This is a genomic window from Micromonospora aridisoli, from assembly GCF_056150025.1.
The window spans coordinates 44,339-67,646 of the sequence record NZ_JAXCFK010000011.1; the positions used below are offsets into that span (position 1 = coordinate 44,339).

Consider the following 23,308-nt stretch of genomic DNA (forward strand, 5'->3'; position numbering starts at 1 on the left):
CCACCGGTCGTCCCGCCTCCACACCGGCGGGCCGACGATCGGAACATGACCGACACCCCCGCCATCCGCGTCCGCGGACTGCGCAAGACGTACGGCGACACCGTCGCCGTCGCCGGCCTCGACCTTGACGTCGCGGCCGGTGAGGTGGTGGCCCTGCTCGGCCCCAACGGGGCGGGCAAGACCACCACGATCGAGATCCTGGAGGGCCATCGTGGCCGCGACGACGGTGAGGTGAGCGTGCTGGGGCACGATCCCTCCCACGTCGACCTCGACTGGCGCGCTCGCATCGGCATCGTCACCCAGGACGGCGGCGACCTGACCGAGTTGACCGTCCGAGAGGCGGTGCACCACTTCGCCCGCTACTACCCCCGGCCCCGCGACCCGGACCAGGTCATCGAGCTGGTCGGCCTCACCGCGAAGGCCGCCGCCCGGGTCCGTACTCTCTCCGGCGGCCAACGCCGTCGCCTCGACGTCGCCCTCGGCATCGTTGGCCGCCCCGAGCTGCTCTTCCTCGACGAGCCGACGACCGGCTTCGACCCGCGGGCCCGCCGGCGGTTCTGGGACCTGATCCGGCGGCTGGCCGACGACGAGGCCTGCACGATCCTGCTGACCACGCACTACCTGCAGGAGGCCGAGGCGCTGGCCGACCGGGTGGCCGTCATCACCGGCGGACGGATCGTCGCCGACGCCACCCCGGCCGCCCTCGGCGGGCGGGCCACCGCACGCACCGTCGTGCGGTGGGCCGACGGCCGGCAGGAGACCGACGACCCGGCGGCGCTCATCACGACGCTGACCCACCGGTACGGCGGCACCGTGCCGGGACTGACCGTCAGCCGTCCGAGCCTGGAGGACGTCTACCTCGACCTGATCGGAGACGCGTCATGACCAGCACCGTCCTGCGCGGCACGCCGCGCCGCCCGTCGCCGGTCCGGCTCGGGCTGCACCGCGCGACGGTCGAGCTGAAGGGCTTCTTCCGCGAACGCGACGCCGTGGCGTTCACGTTCGCCATGCCGGCCGTCATCCTCGCGCTGCTGGGCTCGATCTTCGACGGCGTCTACCCCGGCAGCGACGTGACCTCCGCCCAGTACCTGGCACCCAGCATGATCGCCGCCGGGGTCGCCTCGACGACCTTCATCAACCTGGGCACCGGCATCGCCGCCGACCGCGACGACGGCACCCTGCGCCGGCTGCGCGGCGCGCCGATGCCACCGTCGGCGTACTTCATCGGCAAGATCCTGATGGCGTTGGTGGTGACCGTCGGCGAGACGGTTCTGCTGCTCGGCATCGCCGTGGTCGGCTTCGGCCTGGCCCTGCCCACCGATCCGGTCCGCTGGCTCACCTTCGGTTGGGTGTTCCTGCTCGGTGCCACCGCGTGCGCGCTGGCCGGCATCGCCGCGAGCAGCCTCGCCGGCTCGGCCCGCAGCGCCGGTGCCGTGATGAACCTGCCCTACCTGGTGCTGGCCTTCATCTCCGGGGTCTTCTACACCCCTGTGGGGCACCTGCCCGAGCCACTGGTCACGGTCGGGTCCCTGTTCCCGCTCAAGTGGATGGCGCAGGGCTTCCGATCGGTGTTCCTGCCCGACAGCATCCTCGCGCAGGAGGTCGTACCCTCCTGGGAACACGGCCGGATCGGGCTCGTGCTGGCCGCCTGGTGTGTCGGAGGGATGGTGCTGTGTCTGACCACCTTCCGCTGGCGGGGACGACGCTCCCGGTGACCACGCCGGTGATCGCCGGGAGGGCCGACCCGGTTCCCGGCACCGACGCCGCCACGGACTCGTGGAGCGGACGTTTCCGCCTCTGGGACATCTACTTCGCGCTGGCGGGTGCCGGGGTCGCTCTCGTGGTGGCCGCCGACGCGTGGTGGTCACCGATGGCCCGCGTCGGCTGCCTCGCGCTGTTCCTCGCCGTGGCCGGCTGGTACGTCGGCTTCGGTCGACGGCTGATGCGGGAATCCATCGAGGACTGGCGGGGTTACCTCTACCTCGCCGGGGTGGCGCTGTGCTACGTGCCTGCGGTGTTGCTCAACGGCAACGCGTCTTTCCTGTTGTTCGTCCTGTGTCCGCAGGTGTTCATGGTGCTGCCGGCCGTACCGGCGGTGCTCGCGGTGGTGCTGTTCAACTCGGTGCACATCATCGTCCTGGCCATCCGGCTACCTGATCTGCACGATCTCGTCGCGCCCCTGCTGGTGGCGGTGATGGTCGTGTTCGTCGTCTGCGTACTGGGCGTCTGGTCGCAACGCACCGTGACCGAGAGCGCCCGCCGCGCCGAGCTGATCGCCCAGTTGGAGCGGACCCGGGCGGAACTGGCCGAGCTGTCCCATCAGGCGGGGATCACCGCCGAACGCCAGCGGCTCGCCGCCGACATCCACGACACCGTCGCGCAGGGCCTGTCCAGCGTGGTGATGCTCGTCCAAGCCGCCGAGGCCGACCTGGACGGCGATCCCGACCGGGCCCGTCGGCACCTGGCGCTGGCCCGGCAGACGGCCCGGGAGAACCTGGTCGACGTGCGTACGCTGGTCGCCGCGTTGACGCCCGCGCAGCTCACCGGCTCCGGACTGGAGCAGGCACTGCATCGGCTGGCGGAGCGGTTCACCCAGCAGACGGGGGTGCCGACTAACTGTGTCGCCACCGGCACCGGCCCGGCTCCCGGCACCGACCTGGAGGTGGTGCTGCTGCGCGCGGCGCAGGAGGCGTTGGCCAACGTCCGGCGACACGCCGACGCCCGCGCGGTGGCCGTGCTGCTGCGCCGGGACGACCGGCGGATCGCGTTGGAGATCGCCGACGACGGAACCGGGTTCGACGTCGACGCCGCCACCGACGGCTACGGTCTGGCGGGGCTGCGGGCCCGGGTCGAGCAGGTGGACGGCTCGGTGGTCGTACGCTCCGCGCCTGCCGGGGGGACCACGATCCGGGTGGAGGTGCCCTACCGATGATCACTGTGCTGCTGGTGGACGACCATCCGGTGGTCCGGGCCGGCGTGGCGGGCATGCTGGCGGGCGCGGATGACATCACCATCGTCGGTGAGGCCGGCGACGCGGCCGAGGCGGTGGCCGCCGCCCGGGCCCGCCGTCCCGACGTCGTCCTCATGGACCTGCGACTACCGGGCGGGGACGGAGTCAGCGCCACCACGCGGATCCTCGCCGAGTCGCCGACCACCCGGGTGGTGGTGCTCACCACCTACGAGACCGACACCGACATCCTGCGGGCCGTCGAGGCCGGCGCCGCCGGCTACCTGCTCAAGGACGTCGCGCGGACCGACCTGATCACCGCGGTGCGCACCGCCGCGAGCGGCGGCACCGTGCTCGCGCCGTCGGTGGCAACCCGACTGCTGCATCAGGTCCGCCAGCCGGCACGACCCTCGCTGTCGCACCGGGAGGTGGAGGTGCTGCGACTGGTGGGCCGGGGCCTGTCCAACGCCGAGATCGGCCGCGAACTGCACATCAGCGAAGCGACCGTGAAGACGCACCTGCTGCGTACCTTCAACAAGCTCGACGTCTCCGACCGCACCGCCGCGGTCACCACCGCGATGGCCGCCGGCCTGTTGTGAGCCGGCCGACCGGCGGGATTTCCGGTGGCCGGTACCGGCGGTGGGCTGGCAGGCTGGTCGGTGATGGAGATCAGGATCGCGACCGCCGACGACTGGCCCGGCATCTGGCCCTTCCTGCGCGAGATCGTCGCGGCGGGTGAGACGTACACCTGGCCCCGCGACGTCGACGAGGCACAGGCCCGGCGGATGTGGCTGGTGCCCCCGCCCGGGCGGACGGTCGTCGCCGTCGACCCGGACGGCACGGTGCTCGGCTCGGCGAAGCTGACCCCCAACCAGCTCGGCCCCGGAGCGCACATCGCCAATGCCAGTTTCATGGTCGCCCCGGCGGCGGCCGGGCGCGGGATCGGGCGGGCTCTCGGCGAGTTCGTGCTGGACCAGGCCCGCACCGACGGCTACCGGGCGATGCAGTTCAACGCGGTGGTGGCGGTGAACACGCGGGCGGTGGCGCTGTGGCGGTCACTCGGCTTCGAGGTGGTCGGCCGGATCCCCGAAGGCTTCCGGCATCCCGCCGACGGCTACGTCGACCTGCTCGTGATGTACCGGCGGCTCTGAACCGGCGAACCGGCCGTCCCGCGCCGCCGGATAGCCTTGGCCGGTGATGCTGCCCCTGCCGACCGGCGAGTTCCAGGCGTACCTGTTCGACTGCGACGGCACCATCGTCGACTCGATGCCCCAGCACTACGCCGCATGGCGGGACACCCTCGACCGGTGGGGCTGCGCCTTCCCCGAGGACCTCTTCTACGCCTGGGCCGGGCGACCTACCGCCGACATCGTCGTCGCCCTCAATGAACAACACGGCCTGGACATGCCGGTGGAGGCCGTCGTCGCCCACCGGGAGTCGCGCTTCCAGGAGCTGCTGCCCACCGCCGCCGGGATCCCCGGGGTCCTGCTGCACATCGACGACGCGCACGGACGCATCCCGTTCGCCGTGGTTTCCGGCAGCACCCGGGAGGCCGTCACCGCCTCGCTGAACGCGCTCGGCATCCTCGACCGCTTCGACGTGCTGGTCTGCGCCGGCGACTACGCCCGACCGAAGCCCGACCCCGAGCCGTTCCTGCGCGCCGCCGAGCTGCTCGGCGTGCCGCCGAGTACCTGCCTGGTCTTCGAGGACGCGGACCTGGGCATTCAGGCCGCGACCGCGGCGGGCATGGCCGCCGTTCGGGTGCCGCCGCCCCGCCGGGGCTGAGCACCGGCAGCCGCCCGCCGGCCAGCTTGCTCAAGATATCCGCAAGTTGCTCCGATCACCGTTCTCGACCAGGTGGGAAAACGTCATCCTGATGACACCGGTGCCGGCGATTCCGACGCCGCCCCCGCACCGGTCGACCTGAACGGGGGATCGCGCTCCGCCACCAACGGCGTTGGCGTAGCGCGATCAGGGGGTGCCGCGGGTCAACCCCACCGCAGTCACGTTGTCGGTCCCCGCACCTATGCTGCTGCCGACCACTGAACCCGGCTCGACCTTGGCGCTCGTCCGTCGGCCCGGCGGTCCGACCGCACAGGCGGTGGAGAACGGGTTCACCGACGGAAGGCGGCGGACGTCGTGGCAGTTCCCGGTACGACGGCGCTGAGCGGTGCCGAGGCCCTCGCGCTGCGGATGACCAGTCTCCTGCTGCGCCCCCACCCCACCGCCGGCCCACCGGCCGGCGTGGCCGACGTGGTGGAGTGGTTCGGTGCCATGCAGGCCCAGGATCTGGCCAGCGGCGTGTGGTCGCTGGGGGTACGGCTGCCCGGTGCCACCCAGGCCGACGTGCACGCCGCGTTGGAGCGCCGCGAGGCCCTCCGGACCTGGCCGATGCGCGGCACCATCCACCTGGTGCCGGCCCGCGACGCCCGCTGGATGCTTGAGTTGACCGGCGTACGCACGCTCGCCGACGCCGCCCGTCGACGCGAATTCCTCGGGCTGTCCGAGGCGGAGGCGGATCGCGCGGCCGACGTGCTGGGCAGCACCCTGGCCGGCGGCGGCCGACTGACCCGCACCGAGTGCGTGGCCGCGCTGGTCGCGGCCGGCATCGACGGCGCTGGCCAACGCGGCTACCACCTGCTGTGGTACGCGGCTCAGCGCGGCGTCACCTGCATTGCCCCCAACATCGGCACGGAGCAGACCTTCGCACTGCTCGACGAGTGGGCACCGGGTCAGCACCAGCTCGACCGCGACGAGGCCCTGGCCACCCTGGCGCTGCGCTACTTCCGCAGCCACGGCCCCACCACCCGGCAGGATTTCGCCGGCTGGACGGGCCTGACCGCCGCCGACGCCAAACGCGGCATCGCCGCCGCCGGTGCCGACCTGACCACCGTCCTGGTCGACGGTGCCGAGGCGGTGCTGCACACCCCGCTGCTCGACGCACCCCGCGCCGCGGTGGACGACGTGTTGACCCTGCCCGGCTTCGACGAGTACCTGCTCGGCTACAAGGACCGCGCGCTGATGCTCGACCCGGAACACAAGCAGGCCATCATCCCCGGAGGCAACGGCGTCTTCCAGGCCACCGTCGTCGTCGGCGGCCGGGTCGTCGGCACCTGGAAGCGCAGCCTGGCCAAGACCCGGGTCACCCTCACCGTGCACCCCCTGGTCGACCTCGACGCCACCCGCCGCGAACAGGTCGAGCAGGCCCTCGGCCGGTACGCCGACTTCGTCGCTCTGCCACCCCGGGTGACCTGGCAGACCTGAGGCCATGACCCTGAGGGCCGGTTCACCCGATCGGCAGCTCGGCGCGGTGGATTCCGGCGACCAGGGCCTCGGCGTGAGCCAACGGCACCGGGCAGTCGCGGCCGCCGGCAATCACCAGGGCCGGGTGCCGGGCCGCCGGAGCCACCGCGGTCGCTCCGGCACGAAGATCACCAGACGGTGATGTAGTCCGGCCCGGCGTTCTGCCCACGGCAGAGATCCTTGGCGGCGTCGTGTCCCGGCTGCTTGGCTGAGCGCCATGGAGACACTGGTGCTGGGCGGGACGGCGTGGCTGGGGCGCGAAGTGGCCCGGCAGGCCGTCGATCGAGGGCACAACGTCACCTGCCTGGCCCGTGGGAAGAGCGGCGCGGTGCCACGGGGTGCGGCACTCGTCGCCGCCGACCGCGCTGATCCCACGGCGTACGACGCGCTGCGCGACCGCGACTGGGACGCCGTCATCGAGGTGTCGTGGCAGCCGGGCTTCGTCCGGGAAGCGCTGCGCGCGCTGGGCGAACGGACCCGGCACTGGAGCTACGTGTCCTCGGTCAGCGCCTATGCCACGCACGACACACCCGGCGCCGACGAGTCGGCGGCCACCCTGCCGGCGACGACCCGGGACGTGGTCGACCGCGAAGAGTACGGCGAGGCGAAGGCGGCCTGCGAGCAGCTCTCCACGACCGAGGTGGGAGACCGGTTGCTGGTGGCTCGCGCGGGACTGATCGGCGGCCCCGGCGACCACACCGACCGCTCCGGCTACTGGGTCGCCCGCGCCGCCCGCGCCCCCGAGGCGCCGATGCTGGTACCCCGTACCCCCGACCTGCCGACGCAGGTCGTCGACGTACGCGACCTGGCGGCCTGGCTGCTGGACAGCGCAGCGGCCGGAACCGTCGGCACGTTCAACGCGGTCGGGCCGGTGGTGCCCTTCGGTGAATGGGTCGACCTGTGCCGCGCCGTCGCCGGCCACACCGGTCCGGTGGTCCACGCCGACGCCGACTGGCTGGTGGCCCAGGGCGTGATCCAGTACATGGGTCCGGAGTCGCTGCCGATGTAGCTGGTCGAGCCGGGCTGGGCGGGCTGGTCGGCGCGCAGCGGCGCGGCGGCCGGCGCTGCCGGGCTGCGCCACCGGCCACGCGCGGACCTGCTGGCGGACACCCTCGCCTGGGAGCGGGAGGCCGGACTACACCGCGACCGGCGCGCCGGCCTGAGCGCCGGCCGAGAGGCCGAGCTGATCGACGTCCTGAGCCGGGAGAAACGCTTGGGACCTGTGGATTGTCATCGCCTGCAGCAATGACTGTGGGGCCGGCTCGGTTTGGTGGACGCAGCGATGTCGTCCTGGCGGTGGTCCTAAATTGCGCCGACCTGGAACTGAGCCTTGAAAACTCCGTGTCCCGCTGCGGCGTCGTTTGGGTCGGATGGCGTCATTCGCGCACCACAGGTCCCTCGTCCGCGTGACCCGGGTCGCCACGTATCTCGCCCTCCATCGCGCGTTCGCCGATCAGCGGGTGGCGGTGGGAAATGATTCCTTCCAGCGCGCTCACGCCGGCAACCACCGCGAACAGCATCGCCAGGGCGGCCAGGGCCGGCACCAGGGGCGCCAGCGGCAGCAGGGCCAGGCAGAGCACGCTTGCGCTGATCCGTCGTCGCGCGATTTGTCGATAGATCCGCCAGTGGGTGTAGGCAAAGGTGCCGAGGAAGAGCGCGGCGCCACCGAAAAGCACGGTCCCCTCGGCGGCCGGAAGCCTATCGAGGGGCTCTGTCACTACCTCGGACAAGCCGACCGCGACCGTGATGATCGCGAAGCTGAACAGCAGGTGCCCGTAGATCATGACGGTGCGGCGGATGTCTGCCTGCTGCGCGCTCCGGGCCACCGCTTGCCGGAAGGCCCGGACACCGTAGATGAAGTACGCCCACCAGAGTGCGCAGATCAGAGAGTAGGAGAGGCAAATGGCGGCCAATCGGGCAAGGGTCAGCGGCTCGTCCACGGCTACCATTCCGAGCTGGATCACCGACTCGCCGAGCATGAGGATGATCAGCAGTCCATAGCGGTGTGTGTAGTGCAGCGGCCGGACCCGGACCTTGTCGAGCGTCCGTCGGGTGAGCCTGGTGCCGATCAGATCGACGAGAATTGCGATCGACCAGAGCACTATTCGCGCCGTACCGTGCAGCAGGCCACCCGCCAGTTGCAGCGGACCGGCCACCAGACCCGACCCGTAGGGGCGGAAGACCGGGGACCGCCAGCCGCCTGGGGTGCGCAAGGCCAGTGCCGCCAGCAGTACCCGCATCGCAAGGTAGACACCGACGAACAGCAGGCCCTCGTCCCCAAAGGCGTCGGACACCGTCAGGGCCAGTAGCAGACTGCCGAGCCCGAGGGCGAAGACTCCAGCCCGGTCCAGCGCGTTGCCGACATCACGTTGGTCGGTATAGATCGTGGTGCCAACCCAGGCCCAGAAAGTGATTACGAACAGGAGCATCACCTGGCCAATTCCTGCCCAACTGTGGTCCTCGTGCAGCATGTGGGAGAACTGGATCAGCGCGAACACGAAGGCCAGGTCGAAGAAGAGTTCTTCCCAGATGACCCCCTTCTCGGGAGGCGAGGACGGCACTCCGACAGCATATCGGCGATAAGCCGGAAAGATCCTGCTTCACTACAGGCGCCAGGCATCAACCCGGGGAACCGATGTGCCACTCGCCTCGTATCGTGGACGTTGACTTGATCGGGTGGGGCAGGTCGGCTGTTCTAATCGGCTCATCGGGGCGTGTTCCGTCGGTTTGCAAGAATCGCAACGCCGTGGTGCACGGCAGGAAAGGGCGCGTCGGGCGTCCTAGCAGGTCGGCCTGGACGCCGGGCTGGACGACGCCTACCCGCGTCTTCGCCACCTGGTCTTCTCCACCACCCTGCGGGAGACTCCGGACAACACCGTCGAAGTGGTCAGCACCGACGCCCTCAATCGGGTCCGCAGGCTCAAGCAGGACGGCAGCGAGTTGGACATCTGGCTGGTGGGCGGCGGCACGTTGGCCCACAGCCTGCTGCCCGAGATCGATCGGGGCTCATCATCAAGCAGCACCCGTCCGTGATCGGCTCATGGATCCCGATGTTCGCCGGTCCGTTCCAGCCCACGCTGTTCACCCACGTTGACACCTCGGTTCTGGACTCCGGGGTACGCGTACTGACGCTGGACCGACGCTCTCGTTGATCCCCAGCGCGACGACAAGGCCGGTCACCGCGACGGGGAGACCGCTCAGGCTCGTGATGAAGCCCGGACAGTGAGCAGACACGCCCTTTCACCGAGCGCGATGTGCGGATTCGGCATCCTAGAAGCTGTGCGCCGGACGGCCACCGACAGCAGATAGCGCCTGGCCGCTACTGGCACGTCGCCGACACCTGCCCAGTACTGAGCGGGCGCTTTCGTCTGTGCGGCTCAGGCCCGATCGGCGACGTGGGCGACGAAGGCACGCCACGCGGATGGAGCGAAGGTCAGCGCCGGGCCGGTCCGGTTCTTCGAGTCGCGTACGCCGACAACGCTGGGCATGTTGTCGGCGACCTCGACGCAGTTACCGCCGCTGGCGCCGCTGTGGGTGCTTCTGCGCCACCGGGCGTTACTAAGGTCCATGACATCCCCACTTCCTTGATCAGCTCTAGCCTCGATCGGCGACCTGGGCGACGAACGCGCGCCACGCGGACGGGGCGAAGGTCAGCACCGCGCCGGTCGGGTCTTTGCTGTCACGGACGCCGACGACGCCGGGAAGGTTGTCGGCGACCTCGACGCAGTTTCCGCCGCTGGTGCCACTACGGGTGGCCTTGCGCCACCGCGCGTCGTGCAGGTCCATTGGTTCGCCGCTTCCCGATCAGCTTCAGGGACTTCTTCCGCGACGGGGCTTCGCCGCGGATACGTCACGCCTGGCCTACCAGCCGTTGCGCTCCGTCCTTGTCATTATGCGTCAGTCAATGACTGTGCCAGTCAGTGCAGTTGATCTATCCCTACGGTGGATAGCCCAATTCACCCATTTACGGAGCACAGCTTGCGGATTCCGGCATCGCAAACGCGTACGCCGGACGGCCAGGACAACAGAAAGCGTCTGCTCAGTGCTGGGCGGGCGCTTTCGTGTGTGCGGGTCAGGCCCGATCGGCGACCCGGGCGACGAAGGCACGCCACGCGGACGGAGCGAAGGTCAGCGCCGGGCCGGTCGGGTTCTTCGAGTCGCGGACGCCGACAACGCCAGGAAGGTTGTCCGCGACCTCGACGCAGTTGCCGCCGCCGGAGCCGCTGCGGGTTGACTTGCGCCACGTGGCGCCCATCAGATCCACGAGTCCACAACTTCCTTCATTAGCGCGATCGACTGGCGGCGGGGAAGCGCGTCGCTACGAACCGTCTCCCACCTCTCAAGCAGAGTATCCACATCATCGTCACTGTCGACCACTACCCCGCCAAGCTGGTTCTCCATCTCGCCCACCCACCGGTGATCGGGACAGCGTGCGAGACTGAACGGCCCGGTCAGCCCCACATGCATGCTGATCTCGTCCGGCAGGATGTGCACGCCGATATTGGGAACCTCGGCAAGCGCGATCAGGTGCTTCACCTGCCCTGCCATGACGTCGCGAAACTCCTCGGCCGCTCGACGAAGCACGGCCTCGGCGACGACTGCGACGAACTGCGGGGCGTGCTCCTGGGTGATGACTGTCTGCCGCTCGATCCGACCGGCGAGCCGCTTGTCGACCTCATCTTCACTGAGCGTGTCATCGCACCGGATGACGGCCCGAGCGTAGTCCTCCGTCTGCAGCAAGCCGGGTACAAGGCAGGGCTGAAAGCATCTGAGCTGCGTCGCATTGCGCTCAGCGTCGAGCCAGGGCAGGAACCAGGATGGCGTACCCAACTCGACGGCCAGGCGCTCGAACAGCCCGCCGGTACTCAGCACACGGTCAGCACCGCGGATGAAGTCCAACGTCAGCGCCCGGGTGCCGCCCTCTACTGCGCTGACGTGGGACGCGCTGAAACCGGCGCCGCGACCGAACGCCTCTTGCGTCATGCCGGCCGCCCCACGGGCTCGACGGATCTCGCCAGCGATGAACGTGCCTAGCGCGTTCGGTACGTCAGGCATTCAGGGCTCCTCAAATCTAAGATCGACTACCCACGTCGCCGCCGAATCAGCGGCCGTTTCGCCAGCTCAGCCCGGACGCCGGAAGCACCTTCCGAGAGTAGCGACCTCCATAGCAGAGTGTCACCAGCGGAACCGCGGGCGTGGCACGACCCGTCGGCGGGACCAGCACGGGCCGCCCGACGGGCGAGCACTCTCGGGCGGCCCTCCCACACTCCGTGTCGACTGAGGAGGCCCCGCCGTGCCTGTTCCGAAGCCCACTAACGCGAAGCCCACGAACGCCGTGTCCGCGTCCCGCTGGTCGGCCCGGCGCGACCGTCCCCATGTCCGATGACGCGGCAGGACGGTACGCCTCGGCTCTCCCCCGGCGTGTACCTGCTGGACCGGGAGGCCTCTCCGCAGTTCCGCAGGCCGATCCTGGTGCGGGTGATCCGCGAGCTGACCGACCGGCACCCGCCGTGCGGCTGGACCTGGGTGGACTGTTATCAGCTCGACCGGCACGGCGACGCGACGGAGAAGCGGCAGTTGTTCGTGATGCCGCGAGGCGTACGCCCGGTGAACGTGGCACCGGTCCCCTACGCCGCGCGGCGGTGCCCACCCTGCTCCGCGCGGGGGCCCGGGTGAACGGCGGGACGGTCGAGCACGTCGCGTCCCGTCCCACCTGGCGCTGCCGGGCCTGCGGAGTCGCCTGGCCCTGTTCCCCGGCGAAGCTGCGTCTGCTCGCCGAGTACCGCGACAACATGCCCGGCCTGATGGTCTATCTCGTGACCTTGCGTGAGGAGGCCGCCGAGCAGCTCGCCGGGCCGGACGGCGGACAGCCGCCCACCGACCTGCACCGGCGGTTCACCGACTGGGTGCCGGCCCGCTCCCGATAGGTGACCCCGCCTCGTACGCTTCGGGCATGGCACGGCGATCGTCGATGGAGCGACTGGTGCGGTCGGCCTGGGTGCGCCTGGCGCATGGCATGCGGACGCGGACGCTGCCGGTCATCCTGGTCTTTGCCGCGCTGTCGGGGGTGATGCTCCTGCTGGCGCGCGGCGCCGCCGAGTACGGCCGGACCTTGGCGATGGAGCTGGGCGCCGAGTTCGTCGGGGCATTGGTCGTGATCTTCGCGCTCACGCCGATCGTCCGGCGGTCCCAGCAGGGCCGCGTCCGCGAACACCGCCATCTCGATTTTTCCTGGTACACCGACCGGGTGATGACCGCCACCGCGTCGGCGCGCATCCTGCACACGTTCTCCCGGTTGTTCTCCCCTCCGTACAGCCAGCGCTTCTTCACGGCGGCGGCGGGCCTGATCCGCCGTGGCGGCCGGGTGGAGGTCCTGCTGATGCACCCCGACTCGGTGGCGGCGGCGCTGCGGACCACCGAGCTGGCCGGGCGCCGTGACGTGAGCCAGGAGGCGCGCCGCAATCTCCAGACCCTCGAAGCCTTCCGGCAGGGCCTGGACGAGACCTCCCGCGCACGCTTCGAGATCCGGCTCTACACCGCTTCCGCCTCGGTGCAGATGTACCAGTGGGACGACAGGTTGCTGGCGTCGTTCCTACCGTTGGGCAAGCTCTCCGGCGATCACTCGCAACTGGAGGTTTCCACGGTGTCGCCGCTCGGGAGCTTCGTCACCGAGCGCGCCGACGAACTGTGGGACGGGGGTACGCCGCTCGCCGATTACTGGCACACCGGTGTCACCGTGACCGACGACGAGGGTCGACGGCGGTACTCCTGCCGGTTCCTCGACCTGGGCGACCGGCACTACCTGACCGACGCGCGGGTGGTCGCCCATCTTGCCCGCGCGCAGAACGGCTCGGTCACGGTGGAACTCCGCCAGTGCCCGGGGACCGTGCACCGGGTGGAGGTGGTCACCGACGGCGACCCGGATCTGGCGTCCGTGCGGCAGCGCTTCCTGGAGAAGTACGGCCACCCCGAGACCGTCTTCGTCCGGCTCGACCCGCTCCCGCCCGGCTGAGGGTACGGCGGGTCCGGTCAACCGGTGTCGGCGGTGTGGCCGAGCTCGCGGGAGATCTGATTCGCGGTTTCGAGCAGGAGTGGCAGGCTGCCCTTCAGCTCGTCGAGGCTTGCGATGACCTCGATCGCCGTGATCGAGACGGCGGCGATGACCCGCCCCCGTGAGTCCCTGATCGGCGCCGCCACGCACATCACGTACGTGTCGTGCTCGCCGTTGTCGACCGCCCAGCCCTGTGCCCGGATGCGGTCGAGTTCGGCTTCGAGGGACTCCCGGTCGGCGTACGTGGTGGGGGTGAACCGCTCGAAGACGACGTGGGAGAGGAGACGGTCACGTTCCTCGGCGGGCAGGTACGCCAGAATGACCTTGCCGACGGCGCTCGCGTGGATCGAGACCGCCCGCCCGATCCGCGACGGCAGCTTGACGGCGTCGAAGGCCGGGCTGTCGACCTTGTCGATATAGACGATCTCGTCACCGGTCAACTGCGCCAGGTGGACGGTGTGCCCGGTCTCCCGCTGAAGCGAACGCAGCGGCGCGGCGGCGAACTGGCGCAGGTCCATCGAGCCGAGTGCCAGTTCCGACAGCTCGATGATGCCGCTGCCGAGCACGTAGCTTCCGGCACCGGTCCGGCGGACGAAGCGGGCCGATTCGAGCGTCTGGAGGATCCGCAGGGCGGTGGACTTGTGGACGCCCAGGACCTCCGCCGCCTCGGTGAGTGACAGCGGGTGCTCGGCAGCACGACGGATCAGGTCGACCGCGCGACGAATCGATTGCGACAAGGCGGGTGTCTCCCTCTACGCGGCAACCCCGACGGTCGCCGATTGCATCATATGCAATGCCTTGCGCCCGAAGTGCAACCGCCGCTTGACACCGTTGCACATAGCGCTACGATCGTTGCAGATTCCGGCTCGACGACTCCTACCCCTCAGGGAGCGACGATGAGCAAGGAGCCCTGGTTCGGCACCGCCACCGAGGCGTTGCCGGACGACGTCGAGCACAGCGTCCTCATCGGCCGGATCTGGGACCCGTCCGTCGACGGCCCCTCGCCCGTGATCATCCGCGACGGCGACGTCATCGACGTCAGCCACCGGTTCCCCACCGTCCGGGACATCTGCGAGTTGCCCGAACCCGCCGCGACGGTGGCCGGGCTGGACGGACCGCGGGTCGGCGACTTCGGCGAGATCCTGGCCAACACGGGCACCGCGAGCCGTGACCGGACCCGGCCCTGGCTGCTCGCCCCGGTCGACCTGCAGGCCCTCAAGGCCGCCGGGGTGACCTTTCCCGTCTCGATGATCGAGCGCGTCATCGAGGAGCGGGCCCGGGGAGACCAGACGCTCGCGGCGGACATCCGTAGCCGGATGCTCGCCGACATCGGTGCCGACCTGCACTGCCTGGTGCCCGGTTCGGCGGAGGCGGAGCGGCTCAAGACACTGCTGCTCGCGGAGGGCATCTGGAGTCAGTACCTGGAGGTGGGGATCGGACCGGACGCCGAGATATTCACCAAGGGTCAGATCCTCTCCGCCGTCGGCACCGCCGTCCCGGTCGGCGTGCTCGCCGCGTCGACATGGAACAACCCGGAGCCCGAGGTCGCGCTCATCGTCCAGTCCACCGGCCGGATCGTCGGCGCCACCCTGGGCAACGACGTGAACCTGCGGGACGTCGAAGGTCGGTCGGCGCTGCTGCTTCCCCTGGCGAAGGACAACAACGCCTCCTGCGCCCTCGGTCCGCTGATCCGGCTGTTCGACCAGCGGTTCACCCTCGCCCGGGTGCGCGAACTGGAGGTGGGACTGCGGGTCGACGGGGTGGACGGCTTCCGCCTGGAGGCGACCTCGGAGATGGCCCGGATGTCCCGCGACCCGGAGACGCTGGTACGGCAGTTGATCGGCCCGCACCACCACTATCCCGACGGTGCCGCCCTGATGCTCGGCACCATGTTCGCGCCCACCGAGGACCGGGATCACCCCGGTGAGGGCTTCACCCACAAGATCGACGACGTGGTGCGGATCAGCTGTCCGGCGCTCGGCACCCTGGTCAACCGGGTGCGGCACGCGGAGCGGTGCGAGCCCTGGCAGTTCGGCGTCCGCGAGCTCATGGGCAACCTGGCTAGGAGAGGACTGCTTTGAAGGTCACCACAACCGATCCGCGCGACGGCCGACACCGTACGACGGATCTCACCGAGACCGACGAGTCCGGCGTGGCGACGGTCGCCGGCCAGGCGTCCCGGGCGGCACAGTGGCTGTCGGACCTGGGCAGGCTCGGCCGGGCGGAGCTGCTCGACGCGATCGCCACCTCGCTGGAGTCCCGTCGCGCGGACCTCGTCGCGGTCGCGGAGTCGGAGACCGGACTGGGCCACGCCCGACTCGACACCGAACTCACCCGCGCGGCGGTCCAGTTCCGGCTGTTCGGGGAGGTGCTGCGCGACGGTGGATACCTGGAGGCGGCCATCGACCACGCCGCCGACACACCGCTCGGGCGCGGCCCGGACCTGCGGCGGATGCTCGTACCCCTCGGACCGGTGGCCGTCTTCGGCGCCAGCAACTTCCCGTTCGCCTTCTCCGTCGCCGGCGGCGACACCGCCTCGGCCCTCGCCGCCGGCTGTCCCACGGTCGTGAAGGCACACCCGTCCCATCCGCTGACGTCGCGCGCCTCCGCCGACGCGATCGAGTCGGCCATCCGCGACCTCGGCGGGCCCGACGGTGTGATCGCGGCCGTCTACGGGGAGCAGGCCGGCCGTTGGCTGGTCCGCCACCCGGCGATCCGGGCGGTCGCCCTGACGGGCTCCGTCGGCGCCGCCCGCGCCATCCAGGCGGCCATCGATGAACGACCCGATCCCGTTCCGCTCTACGCCGAGTTGAGCAGCGTGAACCCGATCGTCGTCCTACCGGGGGCGGCGGCCGGCCGACCAGACCAGATCGCCGAAGGGTTGTTCGCCTCCTTCACGGGTTCGGGTGGTCAGTTGTGCACCAAACCCGGGCTGGCGTTCGTCCCGGCGGATCCCGGCGGCGACCAGCTGGTCGACACGCTCCGGGAACAGGTTGCCGCCGGCGGCGGCATGGTCCTGCTGAACCAGCGCATCCGCGACGGGTACGAGAACCAGGCCAAGGCGTTCGAACGGGCCGGTGCCCGTCTTTCGGCGCGCCCCCGGATCGACGCGGGTGCCGGCTTCACGGTCGCGCCGACGCTGCTGGAAGTCGAGCTGCCGGGCCTGACCGCCGAGATCACCGACGAATGCTTCGGCCCGCTGATGGTCGTGGTCCGGTACCGCGACGTCGCCGACCTCGACGCCGCGCTGGCGACCGTACCGCCGTCGCTGACCGGGTCCATCCACAGCGCACCGGGAGACGACACCGACGTCGTACGCAAGCTGGTCGACGTGCTCGCCAACCGCTCGGGTCGCATCGTCTTCGACGGCTATCCCACCGGTGTCCGGGTGTCGTGGGCCCAGCACCACGGTGGCCCCTGGCCGTCGACGAACGCCCTGCACACCTCGGTGGGCGCCACCTCGATCCGACGGTTCCTTCGTCCGCTGGCCTGGCAGAACGCCCCGGAATGGCTCCTCCCCGAGGAGCTGCGGGACGGGTACACCGCCATTCCCCGACGCATCGACGGGCGGCTGGCACCGGGGGCCGGATAGCCACGATTGACAGGAGGGTGTGCTGATGTCGATGACGAATCGGCCGCTGCGCAGCGGGCAGTGGTTCGGTGCCGACGGGCGCAACGGGTTCATCCATCGGTCCTGGATGCGCAACCAGGGATTCGCCGACGATGTCTTCGACGGGCGACCGGTGATCGGCATCGCCACGACCTGGTCGGAACTCACCCCGTGCAACGCCCACCTGAGCGAACTTGCCGAGTCGGTGAAGCGGGGGGTGTGGGAGAGCGGTGGCCTGCCCCTGGAGTTCCCGGCGATGAGCCTCGGCGAACCGCTCATGCGGCCGACCACCATGCTCTACCGCAACCTGCTGGCGATGGAGGCGGAGGAGCTGATCCGGGCCAACCCGCTCGACGGCGTGGTGCTGCTCTCCGGCTGCGACAAGACCACCCCCGGCCTGCTGATGGGTGCGGCCAGCGTCGACCTCCCGACCCTGATGATCACCGGCGGCCCGATGCTCAACGGCAAGTTCCGCGGCCGGGACATCGGGTCGGGCACCGACGTCTGGCGCTTCACCGAGGAACTGCGCGCCGGCCGGATGACCGCGCTGGACTGCTCGGAGGCGGAAGTCTGCATGTCCCGCAGCAGGGGTCACTGCATGACCATGGGTACCGCCTCCACGATGGCCTGCGTGACCGAGGCGTTGGGCGCCCAACTGCCGGGTGCCGCCGCCGTGCCGGCGGTCGACTCGCGGCGGTACGCCCTCGCGCACGCCGCCGGACGCCGGATCGTCGCCATGGTCGAACAGGACCAGCGACTGTCCACCGTGCTGACTCGCCACGCGTTCGAGAACGCCATCCGGGTCAACGCCGCGATCGGTGGCTCCACCAATGCCGTCGTCCATCTGCTCGCGATTGCCGGACGCGTCGGTGTCCCCCTGTCGCTGGAGGATTTCGACACGCTCGCCGCCGACGTGCCCATGCTCGTCAACCTGATGCCGTCCGGGACGTACCTGATGGAGGACTTCGCCTACGCGGGCGGTGTGCCGGCGGTGATGAAGGAGATCGCCCCGCTGCTGCACCTGGAACAGATCACGGTCAGCGGAAAAAGCGTGGCCGACAACATCAACGGGGTCCAGTGCTGGAATCGGCAGGTCATCGGCACCGTGGCCGAGCCCTTCCAACCCGCGGGATCGGGCACCGTGGTGCTGCGTGGGTCGCTCGCGCCGTCCGGGGCGGTGCTGAAGGTCTCCGCCGCCTCGGCCCACCTGCTCACGCACACCGGGCCGGCGCTCGTCTTCGACCAGATCGAGGACTACGCCGTCGCCGCCGACGACCCGGACCTCGAGGTCACGCCCGACACCGTCATCGTGGTGCGCAACGCCGGACCACGCGGCTACCCGGGCTTTCCGGAGGTGGGCAACGTGCCCATGCCCCGACGGTTGCTCGCCCAGGGCGTCACGGACATGGTGCGGATCTCCGACGCCCGGATGAGCGGTACCGGGTACGGCACGTGCGTCCTGCACGTGGCTCCGGAGGCGTCGGTGGGCGGTCCCCTCGCGCTGGTACGCACCGGCGACCCGATCCGCGTGGACGTCCCGACGCGACGCCTGGACCTGCTCGTCGACGAGGCGGAACTCGCCCGACGCCGGTCCGCCTGGCAGCCGCCGAAGCCGGCGGCCGACCGGGGATGGGTACGCCTGTACAGCGAGCACGTCCAGCAGGCCGACAAGGGCGCGGACCTGGACTTCCTCGTCGGCGGCAGTGGCAGCGCGGTGCCTCGCCACTCCCACTGAATCCCGCACGCGCTACTGGGTACATCTGTTGTGGCCCGAACGACAACAGATGTACCCAGTAGTCACCGCACCCCCGGTCAGTCGGCGAGCGCTCCGGCGGCGCGGCCCTCGTGCAGGGTCAGGTTGCGGCCGTTCGACGGGTCGAACAGGTGGATCTTCTCCAGGTTGAACCAGACCCGCCGGTCCTCCCCCTCGGTGACCGTCGACTCCGCCGACAGCCGGGTGACCAGGTTCGACCCGGCACCGCTGAAGTCTGCCGCCCCGGCGTCGGCGGCCAGCTCCTCCAACTCTGCGGAGGTGGCCCGCTCGCCCTCGACGCTCAGGTAGACGTACTTGTCCGAGCCCATCGACTCGACGATGTCCACCGGCGCGGTGAACTCCATCCCCCGGCGACGGGTCTCCTCGTCGATCAGTTCGGCGTCCTCGAAGTGCTCCGGACGGATGCCGAGGATCAGCTCGCGAGGAGCGTCGGCGCCCTCCAGCTCGCGGCGGATCCGGTCGCCGACCGGCACGTCACCCAGGGCGGTACGCAGCCTCCCCTCCTCGACGGTGGCGGTCAGGAAGTTCATCGACGGCGAGCCGATGAACCCGGCGACGAAGAGGTTGTTCGGGTGGTCGTACAGCTCCTGCGGCGGCCCGACCTGCTGGATCGCGCCACCCCGCATGATCACCACGCGGTCGCCGAGGGTCATCGCCTCGGTCTGGTCGTGGGTGACGTAGACGGTGGTGGTGCCGAGCTGCTTCTGCAGGCGGGACACCACCGTACGCATCTGCACCCGCAGCTTGGCGTCGAGGTTGGACAGCGGCTCGTCCATCAGGAACGCCTTGGGCTGCCGGACGATCGCCCGGCCCATCGCCACCCGCTGCCGCTGCCCACCGGAGAGGTTGGCCGGCTTGCGGTCCAGCAGCGACGTCAGTTCCAGGACCTTCGCCGCCTCCTCCACCTTCCGGGTGATCGTCTCCTTGTCGAGCTTGGCCAGCCGCAGCGGGAACGCCATGTTCTCCCGGACGGTCATGTTCGGGTACAGCGCGTACGACTGGAAGACCATCGCGATGTCCCGGTCGCGGGGTGCCTTGTCGTTGACCCGCTGCCCGCCGATGCGCAGCTCACCGGAGCTGATGTCCTCCAGCCCGGCGATCATGTTGAGCGTGGTGGACTTGCCGCACCCGGACGGGCCGACCAGGATGACGAACTCGCCGTCGGCGATCTCCAGGTCGACGTCCCGCACCGCCGTGGTGCCGTCCGGGAACTTCTTGCTCACCTTGTCGAGCACGATGTCAGCCACGAGTACTCACCTATCCCTTGACGGCGCCGGAGGTCAGGCCGGAGACGATGCGGCGCTGGAAGAAGAGGACGAACAGGATGATCGGTACGGTGATCACCACGGCGGCGGCGCAGATCGCGCCGGTCGGGTCCTCGAACTGCGAGGCACCGGTGAAGAACGACAACGCCACCGGCACCGTGCGCGAGCGCTCGGTGGAGGTCAGCGAGATGGCGAACAGGAAGTCGTTCCAGCAGAAGATGAAGACCAGGATGGCCGTGGTGAACAGTCCCGGCGCGGCCAGCGGGGCGATCACCCGCCGGAATGCCTGCCCCTGGGTGGCGCCGTCCATCTTGGCGGCCTTCTCCAGGTCCCACGGGATCTGCTTGAAGAACGCCGACAGCGTGTAGATCGCCAACGGCAGCGCGAAGGTGATGTACGGCAGGATCAGGCCCGGCCAGGTGTCGAAGAGGCCCAGCTGCCGCTCGATCTCGAACAGCGGCGAGACCAGTGACACCTGCGGGAACATCGCGATCAGCAGGGAGACGCCGATCAGCACCCGCTTGCCGGGGAAGTCCAGCCGCGAGATCGCGTACGCGGCCATCGCGCCGAGCACCACGGCGATCGTGGTGGCGATCAGGGCGATGCCGATCGAGTTGATCAACGCACGGACGAACTGGTCGGTGGAGAAGATCGACCGGTAGTTCTCCAGTGTCCACTCCCTCGGGATGAACTTCCCGTCGGTGAGGGTGGCTGGGGTCTTGAACGACAACGACATGATCCACAGCACCGGGGTCAGCGCGAAGACGACCACGGCGACGTCCAGCAGGCCCCAGCGAACCTTGGCCCGAGTGGTGGTGTCAGCCATGTCAGCGCCTCTCCCCGTCGTCGCTGCCCGGGGCAGCGGTACCGAACAGCTTCACGAAGATGAACGCGATGATCGCCACGGTGATGAAGATCAGCACCGACATCGTCGAGCCGATGCCGAGGTTCAGACCCCGGATCAGGTTGTTGTAGGCGATCATCGAGACCGACGAGGTGTCGTTGGCGCCGGCCGTCAGCACGTAGATGTTGTCGAAGACCCGGAACGCGTCCAGGGTGCGGAACAGCAGCGCCACCAGGATCGCCGGCTTCATCACCGGCAGCATCACCTTGGTGAACCGCTGCCAGGCGGTCGCGCCGTCGGTCGAGGCCGCCTTGAGCAGGTCCTCCGGCACCAGCGCGAGACCGGCCATCAGCAGCAGCGCCATGAACGGCGTGGTCTTCCAGATCTCCGCCAGCATGATGATCGCCAGGGAGCTGGCCCGCTCGGTCAGCGGCGCCCCGTCGGAGAAGAGGTTGGCCAGGTATCCGGTGCCGGGTGTCCAGGCGTACCGCCAGGAGAAGGCGGCCACGACCGTGACGATGCCGTACGGGATCAGCGCCGAGGTTCGGACGATCCCCCGCCCGACCAGCGTCCGGTGCATGATCAGCGCGAGACCCATGCCGAGCACCAGCTCCACCGCCACGGTGACCACCGTGATCAGCATGGTCACCCCGAACGCCGTCCACCAGAACTCGTTGGTCAGCACGGTGACGTAGTTCTGCAACCCGATGAACTCCCGCTCGGCGGGGAACCGCAGGTCGTAGCGCTGCAACGACAGCCACACCGAGTACAGGATCGGATAGGCGGTCACCGCCAGCATGACCAGCGCCGCCGGGGCGCAGAGCAGCCAGCCGAGCCGGCGCTCGGCCCGCTTGTTCTCGCTCAGCGGCGCCTTGCGACGCCGGTTGGCCCGCTGGGCGGGCACTGCGGCGTGCCGGCCGCCGCCGGTGTCGGTACCGTCGGCGGCCACGTCCGCGCCGGCCGGGGTGGCATTCACACTCACGGGAGGACTCCCCTCGACTCCAGGGCGGCGGCGACGGCGTCGCGCAGCTCGTCGGCGGTCGCCTGCGGGTCGATCGCCGCCGGGGGCGACAGGATCGCCGAGGTCACGGTGGAGATGCTCTGGTACGCGGGGGTCAACGGCCGCACCGCCGGCTCCCGCAGCTGTTCGAGGATGGTCTCCTTCATCGGGTACGCCTCGTCCATCTCCGGGTCGTCGTAGACGCTCTCGATGGTCGGCGGCACCCCGTCGTTGATCGCGGAGAACTTCTGGTTCTCCGCGTTGCGCAGGCACCTGGCCACCTCGAAGGACTCCTCCGGGTGCTCGGAGTACCGGCTGACGGCGAGGTTGATGCCGCCGATGGTGACCCGACCCGGCGTACCGCCCTCGACACCGGGCACCCGGGCCCAGGCGACCTGCTCGGCCAGCTGCGGGTTGGCCTCCTGCATCGCCGGATAGACGAACGGCCAGTTCACCTGGAACGCGCCGTTGCCGCCCTGGAACTCCAGCCGCACCGGATCCTCGGTGGCGTTGCTGAACGACGGCGAGGCCACCCCGGAGGTGGCGAAGTTCCGCAGCACCTCCAGCGCCCGCACCGCGCCGTCGTCCACCACGGCCTCGGTGCCGTCGTCGTTGAGGATGTTGCCGCCGGCGCTGGCGACGAGGGTGTTGTAGAGCACCACGAGCCCCTCGTACTGGGCGCCCATGGTGAGCACCTGGTACGGCTGGCCCTGTTCCCGCAGCCGCTGCGCCATCGAGATCATCTCGTCCCAGGTGGCGGGCGGCTCGGGCACCAGGTCCTTGCGGTACCACAGCAACTGGACGTTGGTGTTCTTCGGCGCGGCGTAGAGCTTGTCCTCGTACCGGGCGGTATCCAACGGGCCTTCGAGGGTGCCCTGCTCCACCTCGGCACGGTCCTGACCGGTCCACTCCAGGATCCAGTTCGCGCTGGCGAACTCCTGCGTCCAGGTCACGTCGAGACCGAGCACGTCCATGCCGTTGTCCTCGGCGGCGAGCCGCCGGACCATCTGCACCCGCTGCTCGTCGGCCTCCCGCGGCAGCACCCGGTTGACGATGCGGTACCGCCCGTCGGCCTCGGTGTTGCACCGGTCGACCACCTGCTGCAGGTTCTGCTCCGGCGGGTAGTACAGGTTGATCGTGGGAACGCCGCCGTCTCCGCCGGAGGCACAGGCCGCCATCGGCGCCACCAACGTCAGCGCCGCGGCCGTGGCCGCCACACGTACGCGGGGTCGACGCCGACCGCTGACCGGATCACTCCGCTCGCTCATGACCCCTCCCCTCGTTCTCGGCCAACAGCCGGGGAAGGGTTCCGTGCCCCGGCGCACGGCGAGACGGCCAGGGCGTTTGACCTGCTGCTTCGCACCCCGGCGTTTCGTGGCTGCAACACTGCCCGACCTGTGGAGCCGCGAAACCTGCCCGGGGTGGGACGCCCTAAACACCCAACCGTGTGGCTCACGTCACGCTGACCCTGGCCGGGACGCGCGGCGGCCGACGACGGCGGGTCGACGGGCGGC

General features: G+C 70.0%; 26 protein-coding genes. 15 read left to right on the forward strand and 11 right to left on the reverse strand.

Annotation, left to right across the window (positions count from 1 at the left end; genetic code table 11):
* The first annotated feature begins 45 nt into the window (after positions 1 to 45).
* From SM447_RS22235 to SM447_RS22265, 7 genes are all read left to right on the forward strand, one after another.
* Positions 46 to 885, forward strand: a complete 840-nt coding sequence (locus SM447_RS22235; RefSeq protein ID WP_474574775.1) for an ABC transporter ATP-binding protein — start codon at positions 46 to 48, stop codon at positions 883 to 885.
* Positions 882 to 1,715 carry an ABC transporter permease gene (locus SM447_RS22240; RefSeq protein ID WP_474574776.1) on the forward strand — a complete coding sequence of 278 codons (834 nt, stop codon included), beginning with the start codon at positions 882 to 884 and terminating at the stop codon, positions 1,713 to 1,715. The genes SM447_RS22235 and SM447_RS22240 overlap by 4 nt, the downstream gene beginning before the upstream one ends.
* On the forward strand, positions 1,673 to 2,932 hold the full coding sequence (locus tag SM447_RS22245; protein ID WP_474574777.1) for a sensor histidine kinase: 1,260 nt from the start codon (positions 1,673 to 1,675) through the stop codon (positions 2,930 to 2,932). The genes SM447_RS22240 and SM447_RS22245 overlap by 43 nt, the downstream gene beginning before the upstream one ends.
* Positions 2,929 to 3,546, forward strand: coding sequence for a response regulator (locus SM447_RS22250; RefSeq protein WP_474574778.1), 618 nt, complete (start codon positions 2,929 to 2,931; stop codon positions 3,544 to 3,546). Before SM447_RS22245 ends, SM447_RS22250 begins: the two co-directional genes overlap by 4 nt.
* 63 nt (positions 3,547 to 3,609) lie before the next feature.
* Positions 3,610 to 4,098, forward strand: a complete 489-nt coding sequence (locus SM447_RS22255; protein ID WP_474574930.1) for an N-acetyltransferase family protein — start codon at positions 3,610 to 3,612, stop codon at positions 4,096 to 4,098.
* A 46-nt stretch (positions 4,099 to 4,144) separates the two neighbouring features.
* Positions 4,145 to 4,732: an HAD family hydrolase gene (locus tag SM447_RS22260; RefSeq protein WP_474574931.1), complete on the forward strand. Its 588-nt coding sequence runs from the start codon at positions 4,145 to 4,147 to the stop codon at positions 4,730 to 4,732.
* Positions 4,733 to 5,140: 408 nt separating this feature from the next.
* Complete coding sequence (locus tag SM447_RS22265) at positions 5,141 to 6,211, forward strand: winged helix DNA-binding domain-containing protein (protein WP_474574932.1); 1,071 nt, start codon at positions 5,141 to 5,143, stop codon at positions 6,209 to 6,211.
* A 22-nt stretch (positions 6,212 to 6,233) separates the two neighbouring features.
* Here SM447_RS22265 and SM447_RS22270 read toward each other — a convergent pair whose 3' ends face one another.
* On the reverse strand, positions 6,234 to 6,356 hold the full coding sequence (locus tag SM447_RS22270) for a hypothetical protein (RefSeq protein ID WP_474574779.1): 123 nt from the start codon (positions 6,354 to 6,356) through the stop codon (positions 6,234 to 6,236).
* 111 nt (positions 6,357 to 6,467) lie between these two features.
* Between SM447_RS22270 and SM447_RS22275 the strand changes: the two genes are divergently transcribed.
* Positions 6,468 to 7,259, forward strand: a complete 792-nt coding sequence (locus SM447_RS22275; protein ID WP_474574780.1) for an NAD-dependent epimerase/dehydratase family protein — start codon at positions 6,468 to 6,470, stop codon at positions 7,257 to 7,259.
* A gap of 367 nt (positions 7,260 to 7,626) precedes the next feature.
* Here the strand turns inward: SM447_RS22275 and SM447_RS22280 are convergent, their stop codons facing one another.
* Positions 7,627 to 8,811, reverse strand: coding sequence for a low temperature requirement protein A (locus SM447_RS22280; RefSeq protein ID WP_474574781.1), 1,185 nt, complete (start codon positions 8,809 to 8,811; stop codon positions 7,627 to 7,629).
* A gap of 322 nt (positions 8,812 to 9,133) precedes the next feature.
* Between SM447_RS22280 and SM447_RS22285 the strand changes: the two genes are divergently transcribed.
* Positions 9,134 to 9,283: a hypothetical protein gene (locus tag SM447_RS22285; RefSeq protein ID WP_474574782.1), complete on the forward strand. Its 150-nt coding sequence runs from the start codon at positions 9,134 to 9,136 to the stop codon at positions 9,281 to 9,283.
* 344 nt (positions 9,284 to 9,627) lie between these two features.
* On the opposite strand, the gene SM447_RS22290 is transcribed toward SM447_RS22285, so the two are convergent.
* The 4 genes from SM447_RS22290 to SM447_RS22305 form a co-directional block, all read right to left on the reverse strand.
* Positions 9,628 to 9,819, reverse strand: coding sequence for a DUF397 domain-containing protein (locus SM447_RS22290; protein ID WP_474574783.1), 192 nt, complete (start codon positions 9,817 to 9,819; stop codon positions 9,628 to 9,630).
* Positions 9,820 to 9,844: 25 nt separating this feature from the next.
* A complete protein-coding gene (locus SM447_RS22295) occupies positions 9,845 to 10,036 on the reverse strand; it encodes a DUF397 domain-containing protein (RefSeq protein ID WP_474574784.1) in 192 nt (63 codons plus the stop codon).
* A 286-nt stretch (positions 10,037 to 10,322) separates the two neighbouring features.
* Positions 10,323 to 10,514, reverse strand: coding sequence for a DUF397 domain-containing protein (locus SM447_RS22300; protein WP_474574785.1), 192 nt, complete (start codon positions 10,512 to 10,514; stop codon positions 10,323 to 10,325).
* Positions 10,505 to 11,305: a helix-turn-helix domain-containing protein gene (locus SM447_RS22305; protein WP_474574786.1), complete on the reverse strand. Its 801-nt coding sequence runs from the start codon at positions 11,303 to 11,305 to the stop codon at positions 10,505 to 10,507. The genes SM447_RS22300 and SM447_RS22305 overlap by 10 nt, the downstream gene beginning before the upstream one ends.
* A gap of 327 nt (positions 11,306 to 11,632) precedes the next feature.
* On the opposite strand from SM447_RS22305, the gene SM447_RS22310 reads away from it, so the two are divergent.
* The 3 genes from SM447_RS22310 to SM447_RS22320 are packed head-to-tail and all read left to right on the forward strand — an operon-like array spanning position 11,633 to position 13,262.
* Positions 11,633 to 11,926 carry a hypothetical protein gene (locus SM447_RS22310; RefSeq protein ID WP_474574787.1) on the forward strand — a complete coding sequence of 98 codons (294 nt, stop codon included), beginning with the start codon at positions 11,633 to 11,635 and terminating at the stop codon, positions 11,924 to 11,926.
* Entirely contained in the window at positions 11,923 to 12,177 is a 255-nt protein-coding gene (locus SM447_RS22315; RefSeq protein WP_474574788.1) for a flavin reductase, read from the forward strand. Before SM447_RS22310 ends, SM447_RS22315 begins: the two co-directional genes overlap by 4 nt.
* A gap of 26 nt (positions 12,178 to 12,203) precedes the next feature.
* Entirely contained in the window at positions 12,204 to 13,262 is a 1,059-nt protein-coding gene (locus tag SM447_RS22320; protein ID WP_474574789.1) for a hypothetical protein, read from the forward strand.
* Between the two features lie 17 nt (positions 13,263 to 13,279).
* Here the strand turns inward: SM447_RS22320 and SM447_RS22325 are convergent, their stop codons facing one another.
* Positions 13,280 to 14,038, reverse strand: a complete 759-nt coding sequence (locus SM447_RS22325) for an IclR family transcriptional regulator (protein ID WP_474574790.1) — start codon at positions 14,036 to 14,038, stop codon at positions 13,280 to 13,282.
* Positions 14,039 to 14,197: 159 nt separating this feature from the next.
* Between SM447_RS22325 and SM447_RS22330 the strand changes: the two genes are divergently transcribed.
* The 3 genes from SM447_RS22330 to SM447_RS22340 are packed head-to-tail and all read left to right on the forward strand — an operon-like array spanning position 14,198 to position 18,646.
* The gene (locus tag SM447_RS22330) at positions 14,198 to 15,382 is read left to right on the forward strand and encodes a fumarylacetoacetate hydrolase family protein (protein WP_474574791.1); all 1,185 of its coding nucleotides are present in this window, start codon (positions 14,198 to 14,200) and stop codon (positions 15,380 to 15,382) included.
* A complete protein-coding gene (locus SM447_RS22335) occupies positions 15,379 to 16,893 on the forward strand; it encodes an aldehyde dehydrogenase (NADP(+)) (RefSeq protein ID WP_474574792.1) in 1,515 nt (504 codons plus the stop codon). The genes SM447_RS22330 and SM447_RS22335 overlap by 4 nt, the downstream gene beginning before the upstream one ends.
* Before the next feature lie 25 nt (positions 16,894 to 16,918).
* Positions 16,919 to 18,646 carry an IlvD/Edd family dehydratase gene (locus SM447_RS22340; protein ID WP_474574793.1) on the forward strand — a complete coding sequence of 576 codons (1,728 nt, stop codon included), beginning with the start codon at positions 16,919 to 16,921 and terminating at the stop codon, positions 18,644 to 18,646.
* Positions 18,647 to 18,723: 77 nt separating this feature from the next.
* Here the strand turns inward: SM447_RS22340 and SM447_RS22345 are convergent, their stop codons facing one another.
* From SM447_RS22345 to SM447_RS22360, 4 genes are read right to left on the reverse strand one after another with little or no spacing between them, the layout of a single operon-like run.
* Positions 18,724 to 19,932 (reverse strand): ABC transporter ATP-binding protein, encoded by a 1,209-nt coding sequence (locus tag SM447_RS22345; protein ID WP_474574794.1) that lies wholly within the window; start codon positions 19,930 to 19,932, stop codon positions 18,724 to 18,726.
* A gap of 10 nt (positions 19,933 to 19,942) precedes the next feature.
* Complete coding sequence (locus tag SM447_RS22350) at positions 19,943 to 20,776, reverse strand: carbohydrate ABC transporter permease (protein ID WP_474574795.1); 834 nt, start codon at positions 20,774 to 20,776, stop codon at positions 19,943 to 19,945.
* Between the two features lies 1 nt (position 20,777).
* A complete protein-coding gene (locus SM447_RS22355) occupies positions 20,778 to 21,776 on the reverse strand; it encodes a carbohydrate ABC transporter permease (RefSeq protein ID WP_474574796.1) in 999 nt (332 codons plus the stop codon).
* Positions 21,773 to 23,062 (reverse strand): ABC transporter substrate-binding protein, encoded by a 1,290-nt coding sequence (locus tag SM447_RS22360; RefSeq protein ID WP_474574797.1) that lies wholly within the window; start codon positions 23,060 to 23,062, stop codon positions 21,773 to 21,775. Before SM447_RS22360 ends, SM447_RS22355 begins: the two co-directional genes overlap by 4 nt.
* Between the last annotated feature and the right edge of the window lie 246 nt (positions 23,063 to 23,308).

What these genes read in the sequence shown, in the direction of transcription:
- SM447_RS22290 (WP_474574783.1), bottom strand. Translation starts at nt 9,819, where the DNA reads ATGGACCTTAGTAACGCCCGGTGGCGCAGAAGCACCCACAGCGGCGCC.
- SM447_RS22330 (WP_474574791.1), top strand. Translation starts at nt 14,198, where the DNA reads ATGAGCAAGGAGCCCTGGTTCGGCACCGCCACCGAGGCGTTGCCGGAC.
- SM447_RS22235 (WP_474574775.1), top strand. Translation starts at nt 46, where the DNA reads ATGACCGACACCCCCGCCATCCGCGTCCGCGGACTGCGCAAGACGTAC.
- SM447_RS22255 (WP_474574930.1), top strand. Translation starts at nt 3,610, where the DNA reads ATGGAGATCAGGATCGCGACCGCCGACGACTGGCCCGGCATCTGGCCC.
- SM447_RS22350 (WP_474574795.1), bottom strand. Translation starts at nt 20,776, where the DNA reads ATGGCTGACACCACCACTCGGGCCAAGGTTCGCTGGGGCCTGCTGGAC.
- SM447_RS22295 (WP_474574784.1), bottom strand. Translation starts at nt 10,036, where the DNA reads ATGGACCTGCACGACGCGCGGTGGCGCAAGGCCACCCGTAGTGGCACC.
- SM447_RS22250 (WP_474574778.1), top strand. Translation starts at nt 2,929, where the DNA reads ATGATCACTGTGCTGCTGGTGGACGACCATCCGGTGGTCCGGGCCGGC.
- SM447_RS22320 (WP_474574789.1), top strand. Translation starts at nt 12,204, where the DNA reads ATGGCACGGCGATCGTCGATGGAGCGACTGGTGCGGTCGGCCTGGGTG.
- SM447_RS22310 (WP_474574787.1), top strand. Translation starts at nt 11,633, where the DNA reads ATGACGCGGCAGGACGGTACGCCTCGGCTCTCCCCCGGCGTGTACCTG.
- SM447_RS22260 (WP_474574931.1), top strand. Translation starts at nt 4,145, where the DNA reads ATGCTGCCCCTGCCGACCGGCGAGTTCCAGGCGTACCTGTTCGACTGC.
- SM447_RS22305 (WP_474574786.1), bottom strand. Translation starts at nt 11,305, where the DNA reads ATGCCTGACGTACCGAACGCGCTAGGCACGTTCATCGCTGGCGAGATC.
- SM447_RS22360 (WP_474574797.1), bottom strand. Translation starts at nt 23,062, where the DNA reads ATGAGCGAGCGGAGTGATCCGGTCAGCGGTCGGCGTCGACCCCGCGTA.
- SM447_RS22275 (WP_474574780.1), top strand. Translation starts at nt 6,468, where the DNA reads ATGGAGACACTGGTGCTGGGCGGGACGGCGTGGCTGGGGCGCGAAGTG.
- SM447_RS22340 (WP_474574793.1), top strand. Translation starts at nt 16,919, where the DNA reads ATGTCGATGACGAATCGGCCGCTGCGCAGCGGGCAGTGGTTCGGTGCC.
- SM447_RS22240 (WP_474574776.1), top strand. Translation starts at nt 882, where the DNA reads ATGACCAGCACCGTCCTGCGCGGCACGCCGCGCCGCCCGTCGCCGGTC.
- SM447_RS22265 (WP_474574932.1), top strand. Translation starts at nt 5,141, where the DNA reads ATGACCAGTCTCCTGCTGCGCCCCCACCCCACCGCCGGCCCACCGGCC.